Annotated in this window: 19 protein-coding genes and 1 riboswitch; of the genes, 10 read left to right on the top strand and 9 right to left on the bottom strand. The window is 73.1% G+C overall.

The genetic code is table 11. The features are described 5' to 3' along the window. The first annotated feature begins 47 nt into the window (after positions 1 to 47). On the top strand, positions 48 to 1,166 hold the full coding sequence (locus AB0761_RS02980) for a hypothetical protein (RefSeq protein ID WP_377267266.1): 1,119 nt from the start codon (positions 48 to 50) through the stop codon (positions 1,164 to 1,166). Between the two features lie 195 nt (positions 1,167 to 1,361). On the opposite strand, the gene AB0761_RS02975 is transcribed toward AB0761_RS02980, so the two are convergent. After that, positions 1,362 to 3,869 (bottom strand): DEAD/DEAH box helicase, encoded by a 2,508-nt coding sequence (locus AB0761_RS02975; protein ID WP_377267265.1) that lies wholly within the window; start codon positions 3,867 to 3,869, stop codon positions 1,362 to 1,364. A 495-nt stretch (positions 3,870 to 4,364) separates the two neighbouring features. Here AB0761_RS02975 and AB0761_RS02970 point away from each other — a divergent pair, with 495 nt between their 5' ends. Further along, positions 4,365 to 5,567, top strand: coding sequence for an 8-amino-7-oxononanoate synthase (locus AB0761_RS02970; RefSeq protein ID WP_377267264.1), 1,203 nt, complete (start codon positions 4,365 to 4,367; stop codon positions 5,565 to 5,567). An 81-nt stretch (positions 5,568 to 5,648) separates the two neighbouring features. Here AB0761_RS02970 and AB0761_RS02965 read toward each other — a convergent pair whose 3' ends face one another. The 3 genes from AB0761_RS02965 to AB0761_RS02955 form a co-directional block, all read right to left on the bottom strand. Beyond that, positions 5,649 to 6,203: a C40 family peptidase gene (locus tag AB0761_RS02965; RefSeq protein ID WP_377267263.1), complete on the bottom strand. Its 555-nt coding sequence runs from the start codon at positions 6,201 to 6,203 to the stop codon at positions 5,649 to 5,651. A gap of 3 nt (positions 6,204 to 6,206) precedes the next feature. Next, positions 6,207 to 6,341: riboswitch (cyclic di-AMP (ydaO/yuaA leader) on the bottom strand. A gap of 529 nt (positions 6,342 to 6,870) precedes the next feature. Then, complete coding sequence (locus tag AB0761_RS02960; protein WP_377267262.1) at positions 6,871 to 7,179, bottom strand: hypothetical protein; 309 nt, start codon at positions 7,177 to 7,179, stop codon at positions 6,871 to 6,873. A gap of 8 nt (positions 7,180 to 7,187) precedes the next feature. Next, positions 7,188 to 7,778, bottom strand: a complete 591-nt coding sequence (locus AB0761_RS02955) for a ClpP family protease (RefSeq protein WP_377267261.1) — start codon at positions 7,776 to 7,778, stop codon at positions 7,188 to 7,190. Positions 7,779 to 7,831: 53 nt separating this feature from the next. Here AB0761_RS02955 and AB0761_RS02950 point away from each other — a divergent pair, with 53 nt between their 5' ends. The 8 genes from AB0761_RS02950 to AB0761_RS02915 all read left to right on the top strand — a co-directional run bounded on the left by AB0761_RS02950 (position 7,832) and on the right by AB0761_RS02915 (position 13,482). Continuing rightward, positions 7,832 to 8,116, top strand: a complete 285-nt coding sequence (locus tag AB0761_RS02950; RefSeq protein WP_377267260.1) for a type II toxin-antitoxin system Phd/YefM family antitoxin — start codon at positions 7,832 to 7,834, stop codon at positions 8,114 to 8,116. 140 nt (positions 8,117 to 8,256) lie between these two features. Continuing rightward, entirely contained in the window at positions 8,257 to 8,559 is a 303-nt protein-coding gene (locus AB0761_RS02945; RefSeq protein ID WP_377267259.1) for an urease subunit gamma, read from the top strand. Continuing rightward, a complete protein-coding gene (locus AB0761_RS02940) occupies positions 8,556 to 8,882 on the top strand; it encodes an urease subunit beta (protein WP_377267258.1) in 327 nt (108 codons plus the stop codon). The genes AB0761_RS02945 and AB0761_RS02940 overlap by 4 nt, the downstream gene beginning before the upstream one ends. Then, on the top strand, positions 8,875 to 10,611 hold the full coding sequence (locus tag AB0761_RS02935; RefSeq protein WP_377267257.1) for an urease subunit alpha: 1,737 nt from the start codon (positions 8,875 to 8,877) through the stop codon (positions 10,609 to 10,611). The genes AB0761_RS02940 and AB0761_RS02935 overlap by 8 nt, the downstream gene beginning before the upstream one ends. 21 nt (positions 10,612 to 10,632) lie before the next feature. Then, positions 10,633 to 11,304, top strand: a complete 672-nt coding sequence (locus AB0761_RS02930; RefSeq protein ID WP_377267256.1) for an urease accessory protein UreF — start codon at positions 10,633 to 10,635, stop codon at positions 11,302 to 11,304. Continuing rightward, entirely contained in the window at positions 11,294 to 11,995 is a 702-nt protein-coding gene (ureG, locus tag AB0761_RS02925; protein ID WP_377267255.1) for an urease accessory protein UreG, read from the top strand. Before AB0761_RS02930 ends, ureG begins: the two co-directional genes overlap by 11 nt. Then, a complete protein-coding gene (locus AB0761_RS02920) occupies positions 11,992 to 12,741 on the top strand; it encodes an urease accessory protein UreD (RefSeq protein WP_377267254.1) in 750 nt (249 codons plus the stop codon). The genes ureG and AB0761_RS02920 overlap by 4 nt, the downstream gene beginning before the upstream one ends. A 132-nt stretch (positions 12,742 to 12,873) precedes the next feature. Further along, positions 12,874 to 13,482, top strand: coding sequence for a DUF1707 domain-containing protein (locus tag AB0761_RS02915; RefSeq protein WP_377267253.1), 609 nt, complete (start codon positions 12,874 to 12,876; stop codon positions 13,480 to 13,482). A 26-nt stretch (positions 13,483 to 13,508) separates the two neighbouring features. On the opposite strand, the gene AB0761_RS02910 is transcribed toward AB0761_RS02915, so the two are convergent. From AB0761_RS02910 to AB0761_RS02890, 5 genes are all read right to left on the bottom strand, one after another. Beyond that, positions 13,509 to 13,925 carry a subtilase-type protease inhibitor gene (locus tag AB0761_RS02910; RefSeq protein WP_377267252.1) on the bottom strand — a complete coding sequence of 139 codons (417 nt, stop codon included), beginning with the start codon at positions 13,923 to 13,925 and terminating at the stop codon, positions 13,509 to 13,511. Positions 13,926 to 14,028: 103 nt separating this feature from the next. After that, complete coding sequence (locus AB0761_RS02905; RefSeq protein ID WP_377273919.1) at positions 14,029 to 14,997, bottom strand: cytochrome c oxidase assembly protein; 969 nt, start codon at positions 14,995 to 14,997, stop codon at positions 14,029 to 14,031. Positions 14,998 to 15,169: 172 nt separating this feature from the next. Further along, positions 15,170 to 16,195 (bottom strand): 6-phosphofructokinase, encoded by a 1,026-nt coding sequence (locus AB0761_RS02900; RefSeq protein WP_377267251.1) that lies wholly within the window; start codon positions 16,193 to 16,195, stop codon positions 15,170 to 15,172. Positions 16,196 to 16,565: 370 nt separating this feature from the next. Then, positions 16,566 to 17,300, bottom strand: coding sequence for a type 1 glutamine amidotransferase (locus AB0761_RS02895; RefSeq protein WP_377267250.1), 735 nt, complete (start codon positions 17,298 to 17,300; stop codon positions 16,566 to 16,568). Positions 17,301 to 17,346: 46 nt separating this feature from the next. Next, positions 17,347 to 18,615: a MurT ligase domain-containing protein gene (locus tag AB0761_RS02890; protein WP_377267249.1), complete on the bottom strand. Its 1,269-nt coding sequence runs from the start codon at positions 18,613 to 18,615 to the stop codon at positions 17,347 to 17,349. Between the last annotated feature and the right edge of the window lie 2 nt (positions 18,616 to 18,617).

Raw genomic sequence — 18,617 nt, 5'->3', positions numbered from 1 at the left:
GCCACCCCCATGGCCGTTCATGATCTCGACGCATAGACTCCCGTGCCATGACACAGCAGGGGGAGGGCATCGCCCCGCACCGCGACCCAGCGCCCGCCGCCACCCGGACCGCGGCCACTCGGACCGCGGCCACGCAGGCAGGAGTTGCCCAGCAGGGAGTTGCCCCGGCGGGGGTCGCCGAGGCGGACGTCGTCGAGGGGGCGGCCGACGGGACTGTGGTTGCCGAGGCGGCGGCCGACGCGACAGTGGTTGCCGAGGCAGAGGCCGTGAAGGCAGCGGCCGTGAAGGCGGAGGCCGTCGAGCCGGTGGCCGTCGAGCCGGTGGCTGACGGGGCTGCGGTCGCAGAGGCAGAGGCCGAGAAGGCGGCGCCCGTCGAGGCGCAGGCCGTCCAGCCGCAGGCCGTCGAGGCGGAGGCTGTCCAGGCCGCGGCGGCCCAGGTGGAAGTCGCCCCGGCGGTGGTCCGGCCGGCCGAGGGCCATGCGGAGAAGCCCTCCTCGCCGAGGATCTGGGCGGCGCTCGCCGGTGTGATCGTGGTGGGCCTGGGGGCGGCGCTATGGGTGGACAGCTCCGACGGCGGCATCCTCGGCAGTTCCCAGGACGCAACCGGGACGGGAGCCGTGGCCGGCCCCGGCCCGGCGTCGGCCTCCTCCGCGGCCCCCGACGCGTTCAGTGTCGAGCGCTACTTCCCGGCCGACCGTGCCATCGACGAAGACGCGTCCGCGGCTCACCGTACGGCCTTCCGGCAGGGCGCCGCCTGCAGCGATGTGGTGCAGGGTGCGACCGCCACCCGGCTGGGGCGCATCGGCGGCTGCGAGGGCTACATCGGGGCCACCTACACCCGCGCCGACGGCGCCGTCCTCACCACGGTCACCGTGCTGCGCTTCAGCGACGACACGCGGGCGCACCGGGCCGCCGCGCTGCTGCGCACCAAAGCCGGCGATGTCAGCTTCGACCTCCCCGACGACCTCGGCCAGGACGTGGTCCCGCCGGTACCGCCCACCGCCGAGGCGCAGTTCAGCCGGGTGGCCGCGGTGCAGGACTACGTCACGGTCACCAGCTCGGCCTTCCGCGACGGCAACAAGCCCACCGGGCCGGAGAAGGACGAGCTGGCCGATGCCACCCGCGCGGTGGCGCACACCGCCGGCTCCCACTTCATGTGGTTCTGAATCATGTGGTTCTGACCGTCCGGGCGCCGTGCCGGGGGCGGTCGCTGGCCGCCGTCCCCGGCAGAGCGTCGCAGTGAGCCGGACCTGCCGGGACCGGTGGGACGGCCTGCGGCCGAGGACGCCGAGGGCGCAGCCCCGGCCGGCGCCCCGCTCTCGGCGGGACGCCCGAGCCGGGGCTGCCACCCCCGGTCCGCGCTACAGCCGGTCGACCGCGGTCACCCGCACCACCGCCCGGCCTGCCTCGTCCGAGGCGGCCAGGTCGACCTCGGCGCTGATGCCCCAGTCGTGGTCGTCCGCCGGGTCGTCGAAGACCTGGCGGAGCCGCCACAGTCCGCGCTCCTCCTCGATCAGCAGCAGCTTGGGCCCGCGGGCGTCCGGGCCGGTGCCCAGGTCGTCGTGCTCGTCCCAGTAGCCGTCCATGGCGTCCGCCCACCGGTCGGCATCCCAGCCGAACTCGCCGTCCAGCTCGCCCAGTTCGGAGTACCGCTCCAGGGCGGCCAGCTCCACCCGGCGGAACATCTCATTGCGGACCAGCACCCGGAAGGCCCGGGCGTTGGCGGTGACCGGGGTGGTCCGCTCCTCGATGGCGACGGTTGCGCCGTCCTCCTCGTCCGCCGGGTTGGCCAGCTGCTCCCACTCGTCCAGCAGGCTGGAGTCGACCTGCCGCACCAGCTCGCCCAGCCAGGCGATCAGGTCCTTGAGATCCTCGGTCTTGACCTCCTCCGGCACGGTCTGCTCCAGCGCCTTGTACGCCCCCGCGAGGTAGCGCAGCACCAGGCCCTCGCCACGGGCCAGTTCGTAGTGGCCCACGTAGTCGGAGAAGGTCATGGCCCGCTCGTAGAGGTCGCGCGCCACCGACTTGGGCCGCAGCGGGTGGTCGCCGATCCACGGGTGGGCGCGCCGGTAGACGTCGTAGGCGTGGCTGAGCAGTTCCTCCAGCGGCTTGGGGTAGCTGATCTCCTGGAGCCGTTCCATCCGCTCCTCGTACTCGATCCCGTCGGCCTTCATCGCCGCCACGGCCTCGCCGCGTGCCTTGTTCTCCTGGGAGGCGAGGATCTGCCGGGGGTCGTCCAGGGTGGACTCCACCACCGACATCACATCGAGGGCGTAGCTGGGCGACGCCGGGTCCAGCAGTTCGAAGGCGGCCAGAGCGAAGGTGGACAGCGGCTGGTTGAGGGCGAAGTTCTCCTGGAGGTCCATGGTGAGCCGCACGATCCTGCCGTCGGCGTCCGGCTCCGGCAGCCGCTCGACCACGCCCGCGTCCAGCAGGGAGCGGTAGATGGCGATGGCGGTGCGGATGTGGCGGCGCTGCGCCGGGCGCTCCTCGTGGTTGTCGGTGAGCAGCCGGCGCATCGCCTCGAAGGCGTTGCCCGGCCGGCCGATCACCGAGAGCAGCATGGCGTGGCTGACCCGGAAGCGGGAGACCAGCGGTTCCGGCTCGGCGCCGATCAGCCGCTGGAAGGTCTCCTCGCCCCAGTTGACGAAGCCCTCAGGGGCCTTCTTGCGGACCACCTTGCGGCGCTTCTTGGGGTCCTCGCCCGCCTTGGCCAGCGCCTTCTCGTTCTCCACCACATGCTCGGGGGCCTGCGCCGCCACATTGCCGACGGTGTCGAAGCCGGCCCGCCCGGCGCGGCCGGCGATCTGGTGGAACTCCCGGGCCCGCAGCAGGCGCACCCGCTGGCCGTCGTACTTGGAGAGCGCGGTGAACAGCACGGTGCGGATGGGGACGTTGACCCCGACGCCCAGGGTGTCGGTCCCGCAGATCACCTTCAGCAGCCCGGCCTGCGCCAGCCGCTCCACCAGCCGCCGGTACTTGGGCAGCATGCCGGCGTGGTGCACCCCGATACCGTGCCGGACGAAGCGCGACAGGTTGCGGCCGAACTTGGTGGTGAACCGGAAGTTCCCGATCAGCGCGGCGATGGCGTCCTTCTCCGCCTTGCTGCACATGTTGATGGACATCAGCGACTGCGCCCGTTCCACCGCCGCAGCCTGGGTGAAGTGGACCACGTACACCGGTGCCTGACCGGTCGTCAGCAGCTCCTCGAGGGAGTCGTGCATGGTGGTGCGGCGGTAGTCGTAGTACAGCGGCACCGGTCGCTCGGCCGACTTCACCACGGTGGTGGGCTTGCCGGTGCGGCGGGTCAGATCGGCCTCGAACCGCCGGACGTCGCCCAGCGTCGCCGACATCAGCAGGAACTGCGCCTGCGGCAGCTCCAGCAGCGGCACCTGCCAGGCCCAGCCCCGGTCGGGCTCCGCATAGAAGTGGAACTCGTCCATCACCACCTGATGGATGTCCGCCCGGTCGCCGTCCCGAAGGGCGATATTGGCCAGCACCTCGGCGGTGCAGCAGATCACCGGCGCCGTCGGATTGACGCTGGCGTCGCCCGTCATCATCCCGACCTTGGCGGTGCCGAACATCTTCACCAGCTCGAAGAACTTCTCCGACACCAGCGCCTTGATGGGCGCGGTGTAGAAGGTCCGCTCCCCCCGCGCCAGCGCCGTGAAGTGCGCCCCTGCCGCGACCAGGCTCTTGCCCGAGCCGGTCGGGGTGTTGAGGATGACGTTCGCCCCGGAGACGATCTCGATCAGCGCCTCCTCCTGGTGGGGGTAGAGCGTGATCCCCCGCTCCTCGGCCCAGCCGGCGAAGACTTCGAAGAGGGTGTCGGGGTCGGCGCTGCCGGGCAGCTCGTCAATGAGGCTCACCGCCCCATACTGCCTGGTCGGCCCGACCCCGGGCAAAGCTCGGCCCGGACCGACGGGGACTCGCGGCGGGGCGGGGAAGCAGAGCAGGCCCGGCATCGGCAGCTCATCACCCGCTTCGTCCGCCCCTGCGTCCGTCAGTGCGCGCACCATGGCCCCGGTCCCACCGCCGTCCCGGGTACGGGCCGGCGAGGCGCCCGGGCAGCGGTGCCGACCCGCGTCGAAGGCCGGATGACGGCGGATGCTCTCCCGGTACCGGCACAGCTGCTCAGGCTCCGCGAAGGCCGCCGGATCCAGGCCCAGCAGCACCATCACGGCCCAGCAGCACCATCACGGGAGGTCCAGCGGCCCGTATGCGCTCGCTGGGCCCACCCCGGGCCGGGCCCGGCAGCGGGCAGCGCGGCGGTCACGGCGGGACGCCGGCACGCGCCCGGCGGCACCCCGACGTGATCCAGAACGCGTTGCCGCCGCGCGACAGGCCGTGCCAGAGTGCCCGGCATGGCCCATCCCACCGCCACCGCAGCCTCCCCGCACCAGGCAGCCCCCGACCCCGGGGCCGTCTTCGACTGGCTGGACCGCGAGGCGGCGCTGCGCGCCCGTGCCGGGCTCACCCGCACCCTGCGCAGCCGCCCGTCCGACGACCCGGTGCTGGACCTGGCGAGCAACGACTATCTGGGACTGGTCCGCCACCCCCGGGTCACCCGGGCGGCCGCCGAGGCGGCGCTGCGCTGGGGCGGTGGGGCGACCGGCTCCCGCCTGGTCACCGGCACCACCGAGCTGCACACCGAACTGGAGCGGGAGCTCGCCGACTTCTGCGGCGCCGAGGCGGCGCTGGTGCTCTCCTCGGGCTACGCCGCCAATCTGGCCGCGCTGACGGCGCTGACCGGCGCGGGCAGCCTGATCGTCTCCGACGCCTACAACCATGCCTCGCTGATCGACGGCTGCCGGCTCTCCAGGGCCGAGGTCCGCCCGGTGCCGCACCGCGACCCCGGGGCCGTCGCGGCCGCGCTTGCCGGGCACGACGGCGGGCGGGCGCTGGTCGTCACCGACTCCCTGTTCTCGGTGGACGGCGATGCCGCGCCGCTCCCCGAGCTCTCCGCGGTGTGCCGGGAGTACGGTGCGGCACTGCTGGTCGACGACGCCCACGGACTGGGCGTACTGGGCCCCGGTGGCACCGGTGGACCCGCCGCCTGCGGACTCGCGGGGGCGCCGGACACGGTGGTCACGGTCACCCTGTCCAAGTCGCTGGGTTCCCAGGGCGGAGCGGTGCTCGGCCCGCGCCGGGTGATCCGGCACCTCACCGAGACGGCCCGTACCTTCATCTTCGACACCGGCCTGGCCCCGGCCGCCGCGGGGGCGGCGCTCGGGGCGCTGCGGCTGCTGCGCGAGGAGCCGCAGCGGGCCGGCCGCGCCAGGGAGGTCGCCCGGCAGCTGTCCGGCAGGCTCGGTGCGGCCGGGCTGCTCACGGCGGTGCCCGACGCCGCGGTGGTGTCGGTGCGGGCGCCCTCTCCGGAGGCCGCCGTGGCCTGGGCCGCCGACTGCCGGGCCGCAGGGGTGGCCGTCGGGTGCTTCCGGCCGCCGTCCGTCCCCGACGGGCAGTCCAGGCTGCGGCTCACCGCTCGCGGTGACCTCACCGAGGAGCAGATCGCCTTTGCCGTCGAGGTCATTTCCCGGACCGCGCCGGAGAATGCCCGCGGATAACCGGAGGAATCCACCGTCGGGCCGTCCCGCCGTACGCCATTCGGGCAGTGGCCTACGGCGGGACGGCGCTCCCCGAGGGGATCAGCCGATGCGGCCGTACCAGACGTTCTTGGTCCAGATCTTCTCCAGCCGCACCCGGGCACCGCTGTGCGGGGCGTGCCAGATCCGGCCCGACCCGGCATAGATGCCCACGTGGTAAACCCTGGTGCCCTGATGGAAGAAGACCAGATCCCCGGGTTCACGGCTGGACTTCGCGATGTGGTTCGCCTTGTTGTACTGCGCCTGGGCGGTGCGGGGCAGTTTCCGGCCCAGTTTCCGGTACGACCACATCACCAGTCCGGAGCAGTCGAAACGGCTCGGTCCCGCTGCTCCGTAGACATAGGGTGCGCCTTTCTTGGCCGCTGCGATCCGCAGCACCTTGCCGGACAGCGTGGCCGCCTCCGCCTGGGCTGTGAGACCGGGCGTGAGGCCGGCTCCCGCCACCGCGGCGGCGGTCAGTACGGCGGTGGCGCCCACCCGGTCGATCAGCCGGCCGCGCTGGGCTCCGATGGGCCGCCCCTGGTGGGACGGGGTATGACTGCCCTCCTCGGCGCCGCCCTGTGGTGCGGGGGCATGCATGGGGGGTGTCGCAGACATACGAAGTCCTTCCGGAACCGCCTGCGAAAGATGACCTGTCGGATTCGGGCACCGAAAGCTGCCCGGCCACCGCAGTGGCTTCACCCCAAGGGGCTGCGTCGATCCTGTCCGCGGCTGGTGCCGCGGCGGGGGGTCGTGCACCCCAGCGTGCTCGGGTCTCCCGCTTCCGCCGAAAAGGAGGTCGCGCCTGGCGTCCGGGTCGGTGGCGGAATTAGGCGTCCGGCCGGACCGCCCCGCCACGGTGACGGGGACTTGTCGCGTTCGGCGGCCAGTATTGGCAGATTTCTGATCGGTCTTCATCTCGGAGTGAGCCTTTGTGACTCTTGTCACCCGCTCGAACGGCACGCTGGGACCAGGCTCCCCGGGGCGTTTCCCCACGCTTCGACAACAGCCTTCCACGGCCCGGGAATCTGCCTTTCACCTGGGCATTTCCACTGCTCCCGGAGAGATCGCACAGGGCGGTCCGGAGACGATTCGGAGGGTCTCGGAAAGTGCTCCGTTACCGCATCCGGGGGAGTGTCATGGCTCATGTGGGCGACACGCCGCAACCAGGCCCGGACGGGTGGTCCCTTCACCCGTCCGGGGTGCGGAACCCGGCCGCCCCGCTACCGATCCGCAGCCGACGCGTTGTCAGGGGAGCTTGGAGCGGCCGGGTCATGAGCAGCAGTCAGCCACCCGCTGCCGGAGGCAGCCCCACCCGGCCCGTGCGGCGCGCCCCGTCGAGCACCCGCAACGCCCGCTCCAGCGTCGCCGCATGCAACTCGTGCTCACCGCGCTCGTGCATCTGTGCGAGCGCATCGCGCAACTCGGCGGCCTTCACCACCAGTGTCTGCGCGGCCCGCAGGCTGCCGTAGGTGTGCCGGCCGCGAGCCGGGTTGACCCGCCCCAGCAGATCGGCCACCTCCAGATAGAGATCCACCACCTCCGCCTCGGCCCGGGTCAGGGCGGGCAGCGGCGCCGATCCGTCCTCCTGCACCGCGCCCCCTACCGCACGGCCGGCGCGGGGCCGCCACGCTGCCGCTCGGCCACCCGGTCCGCCACGCCGTACCCGACCGCCTCCGCGGCCTCCAGCGGCCGCCCGCGCTCCAGATCGGCGGCCACCCGCTCGGGGGTCCGGCCGCAGTAGCCGGCCAGCAGCTCCACCATCCGCTCCCGGGTGCGCTCCACCTGCCGGGCGTGGATCTCCAGGTCGGCCGCCCGGCCGCGCAGTTCGGGTGCGGGCGGCTCGCGCAGCAGCACCGTCGCGCCCGGCAGCACCAGCCGCTGCCCCGGGGTGCCTGCCGCGAGCAGCAGCGCCGCCGTTCCCTCGGCGCGCCCGGTGCAGACCGTCTCGACGTCGGGGGAGAGGTGCCGCATGGCGTCGTGCACCGCCATCAGCGCCTCGAACGGCCCTCCGGGGGAGTTGATGTACAGACTCACCGGCCGGTCGGGTGCGGTGTGGTCCAGCTCCAGCAGCTGCGCCGTCGCATCGGCGGCTGCCGCGTCGTCCAGCGGCCCGCGCAGAAAGACGATCCGCTGCTCCCGCAGCAGCCGCTCATAGGGGGTCGGTACGGGGTTCCAGGGCGTCCGCTGCACGGCTCGCCACCTCCCAGGTGCGTACAGAATGTACAGAACGTTAGAATGACAGCATGCCCGCCGAGATTCCGGTCACACAAGCCCGAGCCGCGATCGCCGATCTGGTCAACCGGGTCGCCTACGCGGGCGAGCGCATCGCGCTGACCCGCCACGGCCGTACCGTCGCCGCCCTGGTCTCCGCAGAGGACCTGGAGCGGCTGCGTGCCCTGGACAGCGAGCCGGCCGGTGCCGCCCGCGCCGTCTCGGAGCTGGGCACCAGCCCCGCGGCGCTGCCCGCACGCCCCTTCGGCATCGCTGCCCGCGACCCGCACCGGCCTGCGACACGCCAGGACCTCTGACCAGCGGTGCCGCTCGTCCGCTACGGTGTCCCGCACGAGTACGACCTCCCGGGCGGACGGCGACCGTGCCGTGACCCGGGAGTGCCATCGCGGCACAACGGTGTGTCCGCACCCTCCGATGCGATCCGAGGTGCGCACCCGTGAGACTCACCCCGCACGAGCAGGAACGCTTGCTGATCCATGTCGCAGCGGACGTCGCCCGCGCCCGCCGCGCCCGAGGAGTTCGGCTCAACCACCCCGAGGCGGTGGCGCTGATCACCTCCCACATCCTGGAGGGCGCCCGCGACGGCCGGACCGTCGCGGAGCTGATGGAGTCCGGACGCACCGTCCTCACCAGGGCGGACGTCATGGACGGCATCCCGGAGATGATCCCGGACGTACAGGTGGAGGCGACCTTCCCCGACGGTTCCAAACTCGTCACCGTCCACGGGCCCATCACATGACCACGCCCACCGGGGTGCCGGGGGAGATCCTGCACGGTGAGGGCCCGGTCGCGCTCAACCTCGGACACACCGTCACCCGGCTCACCGTGGTCAACGGCGCCGACCGGCCGGTGCAGGTCGGCTCCCACTACCACTTCGCCGAGGCCAACCCCGGACTGCACTTCGACCGTGCCGCCGCCCGCGGCCTGCGGCTCAACATCCCGGCGGGCACCGCGGTGCGCTTTGAACCCGGGATCCCCGCCGAGGTCGAACTGATCCCGCTCGGCGGCCGCCGCGAGGTGGCCGGCCTGCGCGGTGAGACCGGAGGACCCCTCGATGACTGACCCTCATCCCGGGCCCGCCGCGCTCACCGTCGCCCGGGCGCGCTACGCGGACCTCTACGGCCCCACCGCCGGGGACCGCATCCGGCTCGCGGACACCGATCTGCTGATCCAGGTGGAGCAGGACCTCGCGGCCGGCGGCGACGAGGCCGTCTTCGGCGGCGGCAAGGTGATCCGCGAGTCCATGGGCCAGTCCCGGGCGGCCCGCGCCGACGGCGCACCCGACACCGTGATCACCGGCGCCGTGGTGCTGGACCACTGGGGCGTGGTCAAGGCCGACATCGGCATCCGGGACGGCCGGATCGCCGCGCTGGGCAAGGCCGGCAACCCGGAGACCATGCACGGCGTCCACCCCGACCTGGTGATCGGCCCGGAGACCGAGGTGATCTCCGGCAACGGCCGGATCCTCACCGCCGGGGCGATCGACGCCCATGTCCACTTCATCTGCCCGCAGCTCGCCGACGAGGCCCTGTCCAGCGGCGTCACCACGCTGGTCGGCGGTGGCACCGGCCCCGCCGAGGGCACCAAGGCCACCACCGTCACCCCCGGCGCCTGGCACCTCGCCCGGATGTTCGAGGCCATGGACGGCATTCCGCTCAACATCGGCCTGCTGGGCAAGGGAAACACCGTCAACCACCAGGCCCTGCACGCGCAGCTGCGCGCCGGAGCGCTGGGCTTCAAGATCCATGAGGACTGGGGTGCCACGCCGGCGGCCATCGACGCCTGCCTCACGGTCTGTGAGCAGACCGGCGCCCAGCTCGCCCTGCACACCGACACCCTCAACGAGGCCGGGTTCGTCCAGGACACCCTGGCCGCCATCGCCGGACGGGGCGTCCACGCGTACCACACCGAGGGTGCGGGCGGCGGCCACGCCCCCGACATCATCACCGTGGTCTCCCAGGCCAACGTCCTGCCCAGCTCCACCAACCCGACCCGCCCGCACACCGTCAACACCGTCGAGGAGCATCTCGACATGCTGATGGTCTGTCACCATCTCAACCCTGCGGTCCCGGAGGACCTGGCCTTCGCCGAGTCCCGGATCCGCCCGTCCACCATCGCCGCCGAGGACCATCTGCACGACCTGGGCGCCATCTCCATCATCAGCTCCGACTCCCAGGCCATGGGCCGCATCGGCGAGGTGGTGCTGCGCACCTGGCAGACCGCCCATGTGATGAAGCGGCGCCGTGGCGCCCTGCCGGGGGACGGCCGCGCGGACAACCACCGGGCCCGTCGCTATGTCGCCAAATACACCATCAACCCGGCCGTCGCCCAAGGCCTGGACCATGAGATCGGCTCCGTGGAGCCCGGCAAACTCGCCGACCTCGTCCTGTGGACGCCCGCGTTCTTCGGCGTCAAACCCGACCTGGTGATCAAGGGTGGTCAGATCGCCTGGGCGCAGATGGGCGACGCCAACGCGTCCATCCCCACCCCCCAGCCGGTGCTGCCGCGCCCGATGTACGGCGCCACCGGCCGCGCCCCCGCCGCCAACTCCGTCAACTTCACCGCCCAGGCGGCCTTGGAGGACGACCTGCCCGGCCGGCTCGCCCTCGGCAAGCGCTTCACCGCCATCCGCAACACCCGCGGCGTCACCAAGGACCACATGGTGAACAACGACGCCCGCCCCGACGTTCGAGTCGACCCCGACACCTTCACCGTCACCATCGACGGCGATGTCGTCGAGCCCGCCCCCGCCGCCGAACTCCCCATGGCTCAGCGGTACTTCCTGTTCTGACCCGCACCTCGGGGAGGCGCCGTGCACACCGCTCTGCTGATCCTCACCGACGGCCGCTTCCCGGCCGGCGGCCACGCCCACTCCGGCGGCGCCGAGGCCGCCGTCCAGGCCGGCCGCATCCATGACACCGCCACCCTGCACGCCTTCCTCACCGGCCGTCTGCACACCGCCGGCCTCACCGCGGCGGCGCTGGCCGCCGCCGCGGCCGGCGGCACCGACCCGCTCGCCCTGGACGAGGCCGCGGACGCCCGCACCCCCTCGCCCGCCCAACGCGCCGCCTCCCGCCGCCTCGGCCGCCAACTGCTGCGCACCGCCCGCACGGCCTGGCCGCACCCGCACCTGGACTCACTCGCCGCCGCCCGCCCCAAGGGCGCCCACCACCCCGTAGCCCTCGGTGTCACCGCCGCAGCCGCCGGGCTCGCTCCCGAGGCCGCCGCAGCCGCGGCCGCCCATGAGAGCGTGAGCGGCCCGGCGACCGCCTGCGTACGGCTGCTGGGCCTGGACCCGCACCAGGTCGCCGCCGTCCTCGCCCGGCTCGCCCCCGACGTGGACGCGGTCACCGCCGCCGCGGCCGCCGCCGCCCACCGGGCCCGCAGCCGCGGCCTGGACGAGCTGCCCGCCGCCTCCGCCCCGCTGCTCGACCGCTACGCCGAGCAGCACGCCTCCTGGAAGGTGCGACTCTTTGCATCGTGACCACGCCGAGGACCTCGGCAGCGCCCTCCCCGCCCGGCACAGCTACCACACCCCCGACGGCCGCCGCCGCGCCCTGCGGATCGGGCTCGGCGGCCCCGTCGGCTCCGGCAAGACCGCGACCGTCGCCGCACTCTGCCGCGCACTGCGCGACCAGATCTCCATCGCCGTCGTCACCAATGACATCTACACCACCGAGGACGCCGAGTTCCTGCTGCGCAACGCGGTGCTGCCACCGGAGCGCATCACCGCCGTGGAGACCGGCTGCTGTCCGCACACCGCCATCCGCGACGACATCTCCGCCAATCTGGAGGCGGTGGAGGAGCTGGAGGACTCCCTCGGGCCGCTGGACCTGGTGCTGGTGGAGTCCGGCGGGGACAACCTCACCGCCACGTTCAGCAAGGGGCTGGTGGACCATCAGATCTTTGTGATCGACGTCTCCGGCGGTGACAAGATCCCCCGCAAGGGCGGCCCCGGTGTCTCCCGCTCCGATCTGCTGCTGATCAACAAGACCGACCTCGCGCCCCTGGTCGGCGCCGACCTCGAGGTGATGGCCCGCGACGCCCGGGCGCAGCGCGGCGAACTGCCCACCGTCTTCTGCTCGCTGGCGGCCCCGGACGGCATCGCCCCCGTGGCCGCCTGGGTCCGCGCCCGGCTCGCCGCCTGGCAGGCCCCCGCCGACCTCGCCGGATGACCGTCCCCGCAGCGGCCGTCAGCGCCACCGCCCGGATCGCCGCAGCGCCCGACGGCCGGGGCGGCACGGCGCTGCCGCTGCTCGTGGGCGAGGGCCCGCTCGCCCTGCGCCGCACCCGCGGGCCGGGCGGCCCCGCCGTCGCCGAGGTCGCCGTGGTGGGTGCGATGGCCGGACCGCTCGGCGGCGACCGGCTGCGGATCACGGTGGACGTGGCGGCGGGTGCGGCCCTGCGGGTCATCTCCGCCGCGGCCACCGTCAGCCTTCCGGGCCGCAGCGGCGCGCCGGCCCACTACGGCCTGGAACTGCGGGTCGGGCCCGGGGCGCTGCTGGAGTGGCGGCCCGAACCGCTGGTGGCCGCCACCCGCAGCCACCTGCTGCTGAGCACCCGGGTCGAGCTGGCGGCCGGGGCCCGGCTGCTGCTGCGCGAGGAGCAGATCCTCGGCAGGGCGGGTGAGGACCCGGGGCGGATCACCTCCCGGACGACCGTCCGCTACGACGGCCGCACCGTCCTGGACCAGCAGACCGATCTGGGGCCGGGCGCCCCGGGCTGGGACGGCCCGGCCGTACTGGCCCACCATCGCGCCTGCGGCCAGCTGCTGCTGGTCGGCCCCGACCAGGCACTGCCCGCCCCGCCCGCCGAGGCGGACGCCGCCCTGCTGCCGCTGGCTCGGTGCCCCGGAGTCCTGCTCAGCGCGGCGGCCCCGGACGGGCTCGCGCTGCGGCGCCTGCTGGCCCTGCCCGGCTGACGTCCCGGGGCCACTGCGGGGTGCGGACCGGCCATACGCGACTGCATCGTGTCCTTGGCGTTGACCGGGCGCTCGACGCGATATATCGTGAGTGGTCTGTCGCGCATCCGCCCGCACCCGCAGGAGTGACCGGTGAACGCCTCCGTACCCGCCCACCGCCACACCCCTCCCGCCGTGCAGCTGCGTGCCGCCGACGAGGACCGGGACCGCACCGCCGGCGTCCTCGCCGAGGGGCTCGCCCAGGGCCGCCTCACCCCGGAGGAGCATGCGGAGCGTCTGGAGGCCGCCTACCTCGCCCGCACCCTCGCCGAGCTGGCCCCGCTGACCCACGACCTCCCCGAGCCGGCCGACCCCGCGCACCGCCCCGGCCCCGGCGCCGTGCCGCCTGCCGCGGAGCCCGTGGTCGCGGTCCTCAGCAAGCTCCGCCGGGGCGGCCAGTGGCCGGTGCCGCCGCACAGCGCCGTACGGGCCCGCTTCGGCGCCGTGGTGCTGGATCTGCGCCACGCCGTCTTCACCCGACGCGACGTGGTGATCGACGCGGGCTCCTTCTGCGGCAAGATCGAGATGATCGTCCCGGACGGCGCCCAGGTGTACGACACCGGAACGGCACTGCTGGGCAAGCGCTCCACACCCTCCGGGCCGCACCACACCCCGGCTGCCGACGGTCCGGCGATCCGCATCACCGGCCGCAGCATCCTCGGGCACATCAGGGTCACCCGGGCCTCGGAGAGCTGGTACTGAGCGCGGCACTCCGCCAGGTCGCCCGCTCAGAAACCGAAGACACCACCGGACTCCGCCGCGGCCGCGCACCGGTTGGCATAGCTGCGGACCCACCGCACCGGACGGCCGTCCCACTGTCCGGTGGCCTCCGCGGTCACCGGTGCGTAGATCATCGGGCACATCACACCCTGCCGGGCCCGCAGCGCCCGGAAGTCGCCGCCGGACCTGCGCAGTGCGCCGCAGGCGGCCGCAGGATCGGGGTGGGAGCCGCCGTCGGGGTCGCACTCCAGCACCACCGAGGCCAGCACCCGGCCGGAGACCTCCTCACCGCTGTGCAGGGTCAGCTCCAGCCGGGAGCCGGGATCCCCGTCCAGACGGTGGACGGCATCCAGATCGTGGGCGGGGATCCCGAGGGCGGCCGCTGCGGCCAGCCCGGCGGCGGTGAGGGCGTGGCTCCAGGACATGGTCTCCTCCAGGGCGGCTCGGCGGTGCTCGCAGCCACACCTACCGCAGCACACCGCCCGCGCGCGCCCGGTCACCCGTCCGTGGGCGCGCCGCACGCCCTGCTCAGCCCGCTGCCTCCGGGGAGCGCTCCGTGCCCCGGGAGCGGGCCTCCAGGGAGGCCAGATAGGCGTTGTACGCGGTCAGCTCGGCGTCGCCGTCCCGGTCCGCCGCGCGGTCCCGGCGGCGCGCCTGCCGATCCTCCGACTTGGCCCACTGGAAGACCAGCGCGATCAGCACCAGCGCGGTGGGGATCTCCCCGAAGGCCCAGGTGATGCCGCCCGCCAGCTGCTGGTCCGTCAGGGTGTTGGTACCCAGTGACGCCGGGGGGTGGGCGAAGGTGTCCACCAGCAGGGTGCTGGCCATCATCACCGCCACACCGAAGAAGGCATGGAACGGCATGCCCATGAACAGCTCCAGGATGCGCATCACATACCCGGGGCGGTGCGGCCCGGGGTCGACCCCCATGATCGGCCAGAAGAAGAGCAGCCCCACGGCCAGGAAGTGCACCATCATCGCCAGATGGCCGATCCGGTGCCCCATCAGGAAGTCGAAGAGCGGGGTGAAGTAGAGCCCGTAGAGGCTGGCGACAAAGAGCGGGATGGTGAAGGCCGGGTGCGAGACCACCCGCACATAGCGGCTCTGCAGCAGCGCCACCACCAGTTCACGCGGACCCTTGCGCCCCTTCGGGGCCGGGCGCAGCGCCCGCAGTGTCAGGGTGATCGGCGCGCCGAGCAGCAGCAGGATCGGCGACAGCATGGAGAGCACCATGTGCTGCAGCATGTGGGCGCTGAACAGCACCATCCCGTAGTCGTTGAGCCCGGTGCAGGTGGTGAGCACCACCGTGGCCAGCCCGGCGGTCCAGGCGATCACCCGGCCCACCGGCCAGCGGTCGCCGCGCCGCCACAGCCGCACCGCACCGGCCGCATAGAGCACCAGCGCCACCAGGCTGCCGAGCAGGAAGACCCAGTCGGCGGACCAGCTGAGGGCGGTCGACAGCGAGTACGGTGCCAGCACCTCCCCGTGGTGGTGCATCCCTGCCATGCCGTCGCCCATCGGCGGATCCCGCTTTCCCTCGCTCCGGCGGACGCAGCGCTCCCCAGGGTCCGCTTCGTCCGGCTTTCGTCCGCACCAGAGTAGAACCGGACATGCCGCCGCCCGTGGCCGGGGTCGGCCACGGGCGGTCGGAAGGGTCGTCGGCGGGGCCTCAGATGACCGTCTCGGCCTCGGCGTACCGCTCGGCAGGCACGGTCTTGAGGTCGGCGACGGCGTCGGCCAGCGGCACCAGGTTGATGTCGGTGCCCTGCAGGGCGGTGATGTGCCCGAAGGCGCCCTTGTGCACGGCCTCCACGGCGTGCCAGCCGAAGCGGGTGGCCAGCACCCGGTCGTACGCCGTCGGGGTGCCGCCGCGCTGGACGTGGCCCAGGATCACGGGCCGGGCCTCCTTGCCCAGGCGGTGCTCCAGCTCGCGGGAGAGCTGGGTGGCGACACCGGTGAAGCGCTCATGGCCGTAGATGTCGGTGGTGCCGGCCTCCCAGTGCATGGTGTCCGGCTCGGGCTTGGCGCCCTCGGCGCACACCACGATGGCGAACTTCTTGCCCCGGTCGAAGCGCTCGCGCACGACCTCGGTGACCTTCTCGATGTTGAACGGCCGCTCCGGCACCACGATGGCGTGCGCGCCCGCCGCCATACCGGCGTGCAGCGCGATCCAGCCGGTGTGGCGGCCCATGAGCTCCACCACCATGACCCGCTGGTGCGACTCGGCGGTGGTCTTCAGCCGGTCCAGCGCCTCGGTGGCGACCGAGACCGCGGTGTCGAAGCCGAAGGTCACATCGGTGCAGGCGATGTCGTTGTCGATGGTCTTGGGCACGCCCACGATCGGCAGACCGCCGTCACTGAGCAGCCGGGCGGCCTTGAGGGTGCCCTCGCCGCCGATCGGGATGATCCCGTCCAGGCCGAGGTCCTCGCAGTACTTCTTCGCCCGTGCCACACCGTCGCGCAGATGGCTGGGCTGGACCCGGGTGGAACCCAGGATCGTGCCGCCCTGGGCGAGGATGCCGCTCACCGAGTCCAGGGTGAGCGGTCGGTGGGACCCCTCCAGCAGCCCTCGCCAGCCGTCCTCGAACCCGATGATCTCGTCCCCGTGGTCGGCCACTCCGCGGTGGACCACGGAACGGATCACGGCGTTGAGACCAGGGCAGTCACCGCCGCTGGTCAGCACACCAATACGCATCGCTTTGCAACTCCCGAGCAGAACCGGACGGCCGGACTACCACGTTTGAACGACTCCATCACCGTAGCGGTCCACTCTCACGCCGATCTGGCGCGGAGATTGCCGCAACATGACGGAACGGTCGGATTCGGATCACAGTCATCCGCTAACCGATCATACCGGCCCCAGCGTCCGGCCAGACGGGGGCGGACGCGGAGGCGGCGCCTTCGGCGCCCCCGCGCTGCAGCACATCCGGGGGCCCGCGGATCGCGCCGGCCTCCCTCATGCAGTTGTTCCGTGTATCCCTGCCCAGCCTAAGGGCCGCCGGCACACGGAGCCGATGTCTGTTCGCCCCTCGGACACCGGAGCGAGGACCCCCGTCGGCAGGTCGTCAGGCGCTCTGCTGCTGCCGGGCCGCCGCGATGCGCTCCGAGCGGAGCGCGTCGTACCAGCTGCTGTCCACCGGCGGGAGTGCGTTCACATCCAGCGCCAGCTTGATCAGCAGATCGGCCATCGCAGGGTTGCGGGCCATCACCGGGCCGTGCAGATAGGTGCCGAAGACGGTGTCCCGCCAGGCCCCCTCGGTCCCGTCGCCGGTCCCGTTGCCGCCGCCGACCTGAACCGACGCCAGCGGTGCCACGCCCGGGCCCAGATGGGTGATGCCCTGGTGGTTCTCGAAGCCGGTGAGCGGCGGCAGCCCCAGCCGGGGGTCGACGTCGGCCAGGATGTCGCCGACATTGCGGGCGCCCTCGCCGCGGGTGCTGTGCACATCCAGCAGGCCCAGGCCCGCCTCGCGCTGCCCCAGGTCGTTGACGAACTCATGGCCCAGGATCTGGTAGCCCGCGCACACCGAGAAGACGATGGCACCGTTCTCCACCGCCCGCGGCAGCCCCGAGTCCATCCGCAGCCGCTCGGCGGCCAGCCGCTGCGGGCGGTCCTCACCGCCGCCGATCAGATAGATGTCGCCACTGGTCGGGACGGCCTGGTCGGAACGGACGTCGATCCGGGTGACATCAAGGCCGCGCTGGCGCGCCCGCCGCTCCACCACCAGCACATTGCCGCGGTCGCCATAGGTGCTGAGCAGGTCCGGGTAGACCCACACCAGGCGCAGACTGCTGTCGCTCATCCTCGTCCCTCGTTCTCCACGCTCATCGGTCGCCCTCCGCCGGGTCTCAGCCGGCCACGGCGCGGCGCAGCTGCTGGAAGGCGGTGTAGTTGGCGATGGCCTCGATCCGGCCCTGCGGTGCCAGCCGGACGGCCTCCGCCAGCGAGTCCACCACCTGGAAGTGCAGTCCTGCGACCTCCAACCGCACCGCCAGGTCCAGCTTGCGCTGGCCCATCACGAACACCGGGTGGCCGGCCAGCCGCTCGTAGTCCACATCCCACAGCCAGGAGGTGTCGGTGCCGTCCGCGTCCAGGGCGTTCACCGACAGGATCACCGGCGTCGGCGGCCCGTCGATCAGCGAGAAGGTCTCCAGCCAGCCCGCCGGGTTCTTCGCCAGGAGCAGCCGCACCTCACGGCCCTCGTAGCTCACCACGTCGTACCGGCCGGCCACGGCCGCCACCGACTGCATCCGCTCCAGGGCCGTCTGAGGCGCCACCCCGAAGACCGCAGCGACCGCGGCGGAGGTCGCCGCATTGGCGAGGTTGGCCCGGCCCGGCAGCTGCAGCCGGATCGGCCAGGGAACCCCCTGCGGGTCGTAGACATGGTCGCCGGAGAGCGCCCAGTGCGGCTGCGGCCTGCGGAAGCCGCACTCGCCGCAGTACCAGTCGTCCCCGGGGCGCTGCATCACACCGCCGCAGGCCGGGCAGGACCAGGCGTCCTCCTTCCACGACTGTCCGGCGGCCACCCACACCACCCGGCGGCAGGACGACGCGGCCCAGGTCACCAGCGGGTCGTCGGCATTGGCGATCACCACCGCCTCGGTGTCCTGGAGGCCCTCGCGCCAGCGCTCCGCCAGCATCCGGGTCTCCGCCGCGCGGTCCAGCTGGTCGCGGGAGAGGTTGAGCAGCGCGATCGCCTTGGGACTGGTGTCCCGGGCCACACCGGCCAGGTACTTCTCGTCCACCTCGATCACCCCGAAGCGGGAGTCGCTGCCGCCCGCCAGCGCAGCGGTGATGCCCGCCGGCATATTGGCGCCCAGCGCATTGGAGACCACCGGGCCGGCGGCCCGCAGTGCCTCCGCGATCAACCGCGTGGTGGTGGTCTTGCCGTTGGTCGCGCTCACCAGGACCACGTCGAGGTGATCGGCGAGCTTGGCCAGCAGATCGGGGTCGAGTCTGAGGGCGACCTTGCCGCCGATGACCGAGCCGCTGCCGCGGCCCGCCGTGCGGGACACGGCGGCCGCCACGCGGCCCGCAGTGACGGCGATCTTGGCGCGTGCGGGCAGCGACGCGTCGCGGCCGCCCTGCGCCGGGGCCTCCGAACCGGTGCCTGGCATCG

Origin of the sequence: Peterkaempfera podocarpi, assembly GCF_042466665.1 — a bacterium.
GTDB classification, from domain to species: Bacteria; Actinomycetota; Actinomycetes; order Streptomycetales; family Streptomycetaceae; genus Peterkaempfera; species Peterkaempfera podocarpi.
The sequence above is the reverse complement of the archived record's forward strand: the minus strand, read 5'-3'. Positions and strand labels throughout refer to the sequence as shown.

Coding starts and splice junctions, on each gene's coding strand:
- AB0761_RS02890 (WP_377267249.1), bottom strand. CDS start 18,615: ATGCCAGGCACCGGTTCGGAGGCCCCGGCGCAGGGCGGCCGCGACGCG.
- AB0761_RS02970 (WP_377267264.1), top strand. CDS start 4,365: ATGGCCCATCCCACCGCCACCGCAGCCTCCCCGCACCAGGCAGCCCCC.
- AB0761_RS02920 (WP_377267254.1), top strand. CDS start 11,992: ATGACCGTCCCCGCAGCGGCCGTCAGCGCCACCGCCCGGATCGCCGCA.
- AB0761_RS02980 (WP_377267266.1), top strand. CDS start 48: ATGACACAGCAGGGGGAGGGCATCGCCCCGCACCGCGACCCAGCGCCC.
- AB0761_RS02935 (WP_377267257.1), top strand. CDS start 8,875: ATGACTGACCCTCATCCCGGGCCCGCCGCGCTCACCGTCGCCCGGGCG.
- AB0761_RS02910 (WP_377267252.1), bottom strand. CDS start 13,925: ATGTCCTGGAGCCACGCCCTCACCGCCGCCGGGCTGGCCGCAGCGGCC.
- AB0761_RS02900 (WP_377267251.1), bottom strand. CDS start 16,195: ATGCGTATTGGTGTGCTGACCAGCGGCGGTGACTGCCCTGGTCTCAAC.
- AB0761_RS02895 (WP_377267250.1), bottom strand. CDS start 17,300: ATGAGCGACAGCAGTCTGCGCCTGGTGTGGGTCTACCCGGACCTGCTC.
- AB0761_RS02905 (WP_377273919.1), bottom strand. CDS start 14,997: ATGCACCACCACGGGGAGGTGCTGGCACCGTACTCGCTGTCGACCGCC.
- AB0761_RS02950 (WP_377267260.1), top strand. CDS start 7,832: ATGCCCGCCGAGATTCCGGTCACACAAGCCCGAGCCGCGATCGCCGAT.
- AB0761_RS02940 (WP_377267258.1), top strand. CDS start 8,556: ATGACCACGCCCACCGGGGTGCCGGGGGAGATCCTGCACGGTGAGGGC.
- AB0761_RS02965 (WP_377267263.1), bottom strand. CDS start 6,203: ATGTCTGCGACACCCCCCATGCATGCCCCCGCACCACAGGGCGGCGCC.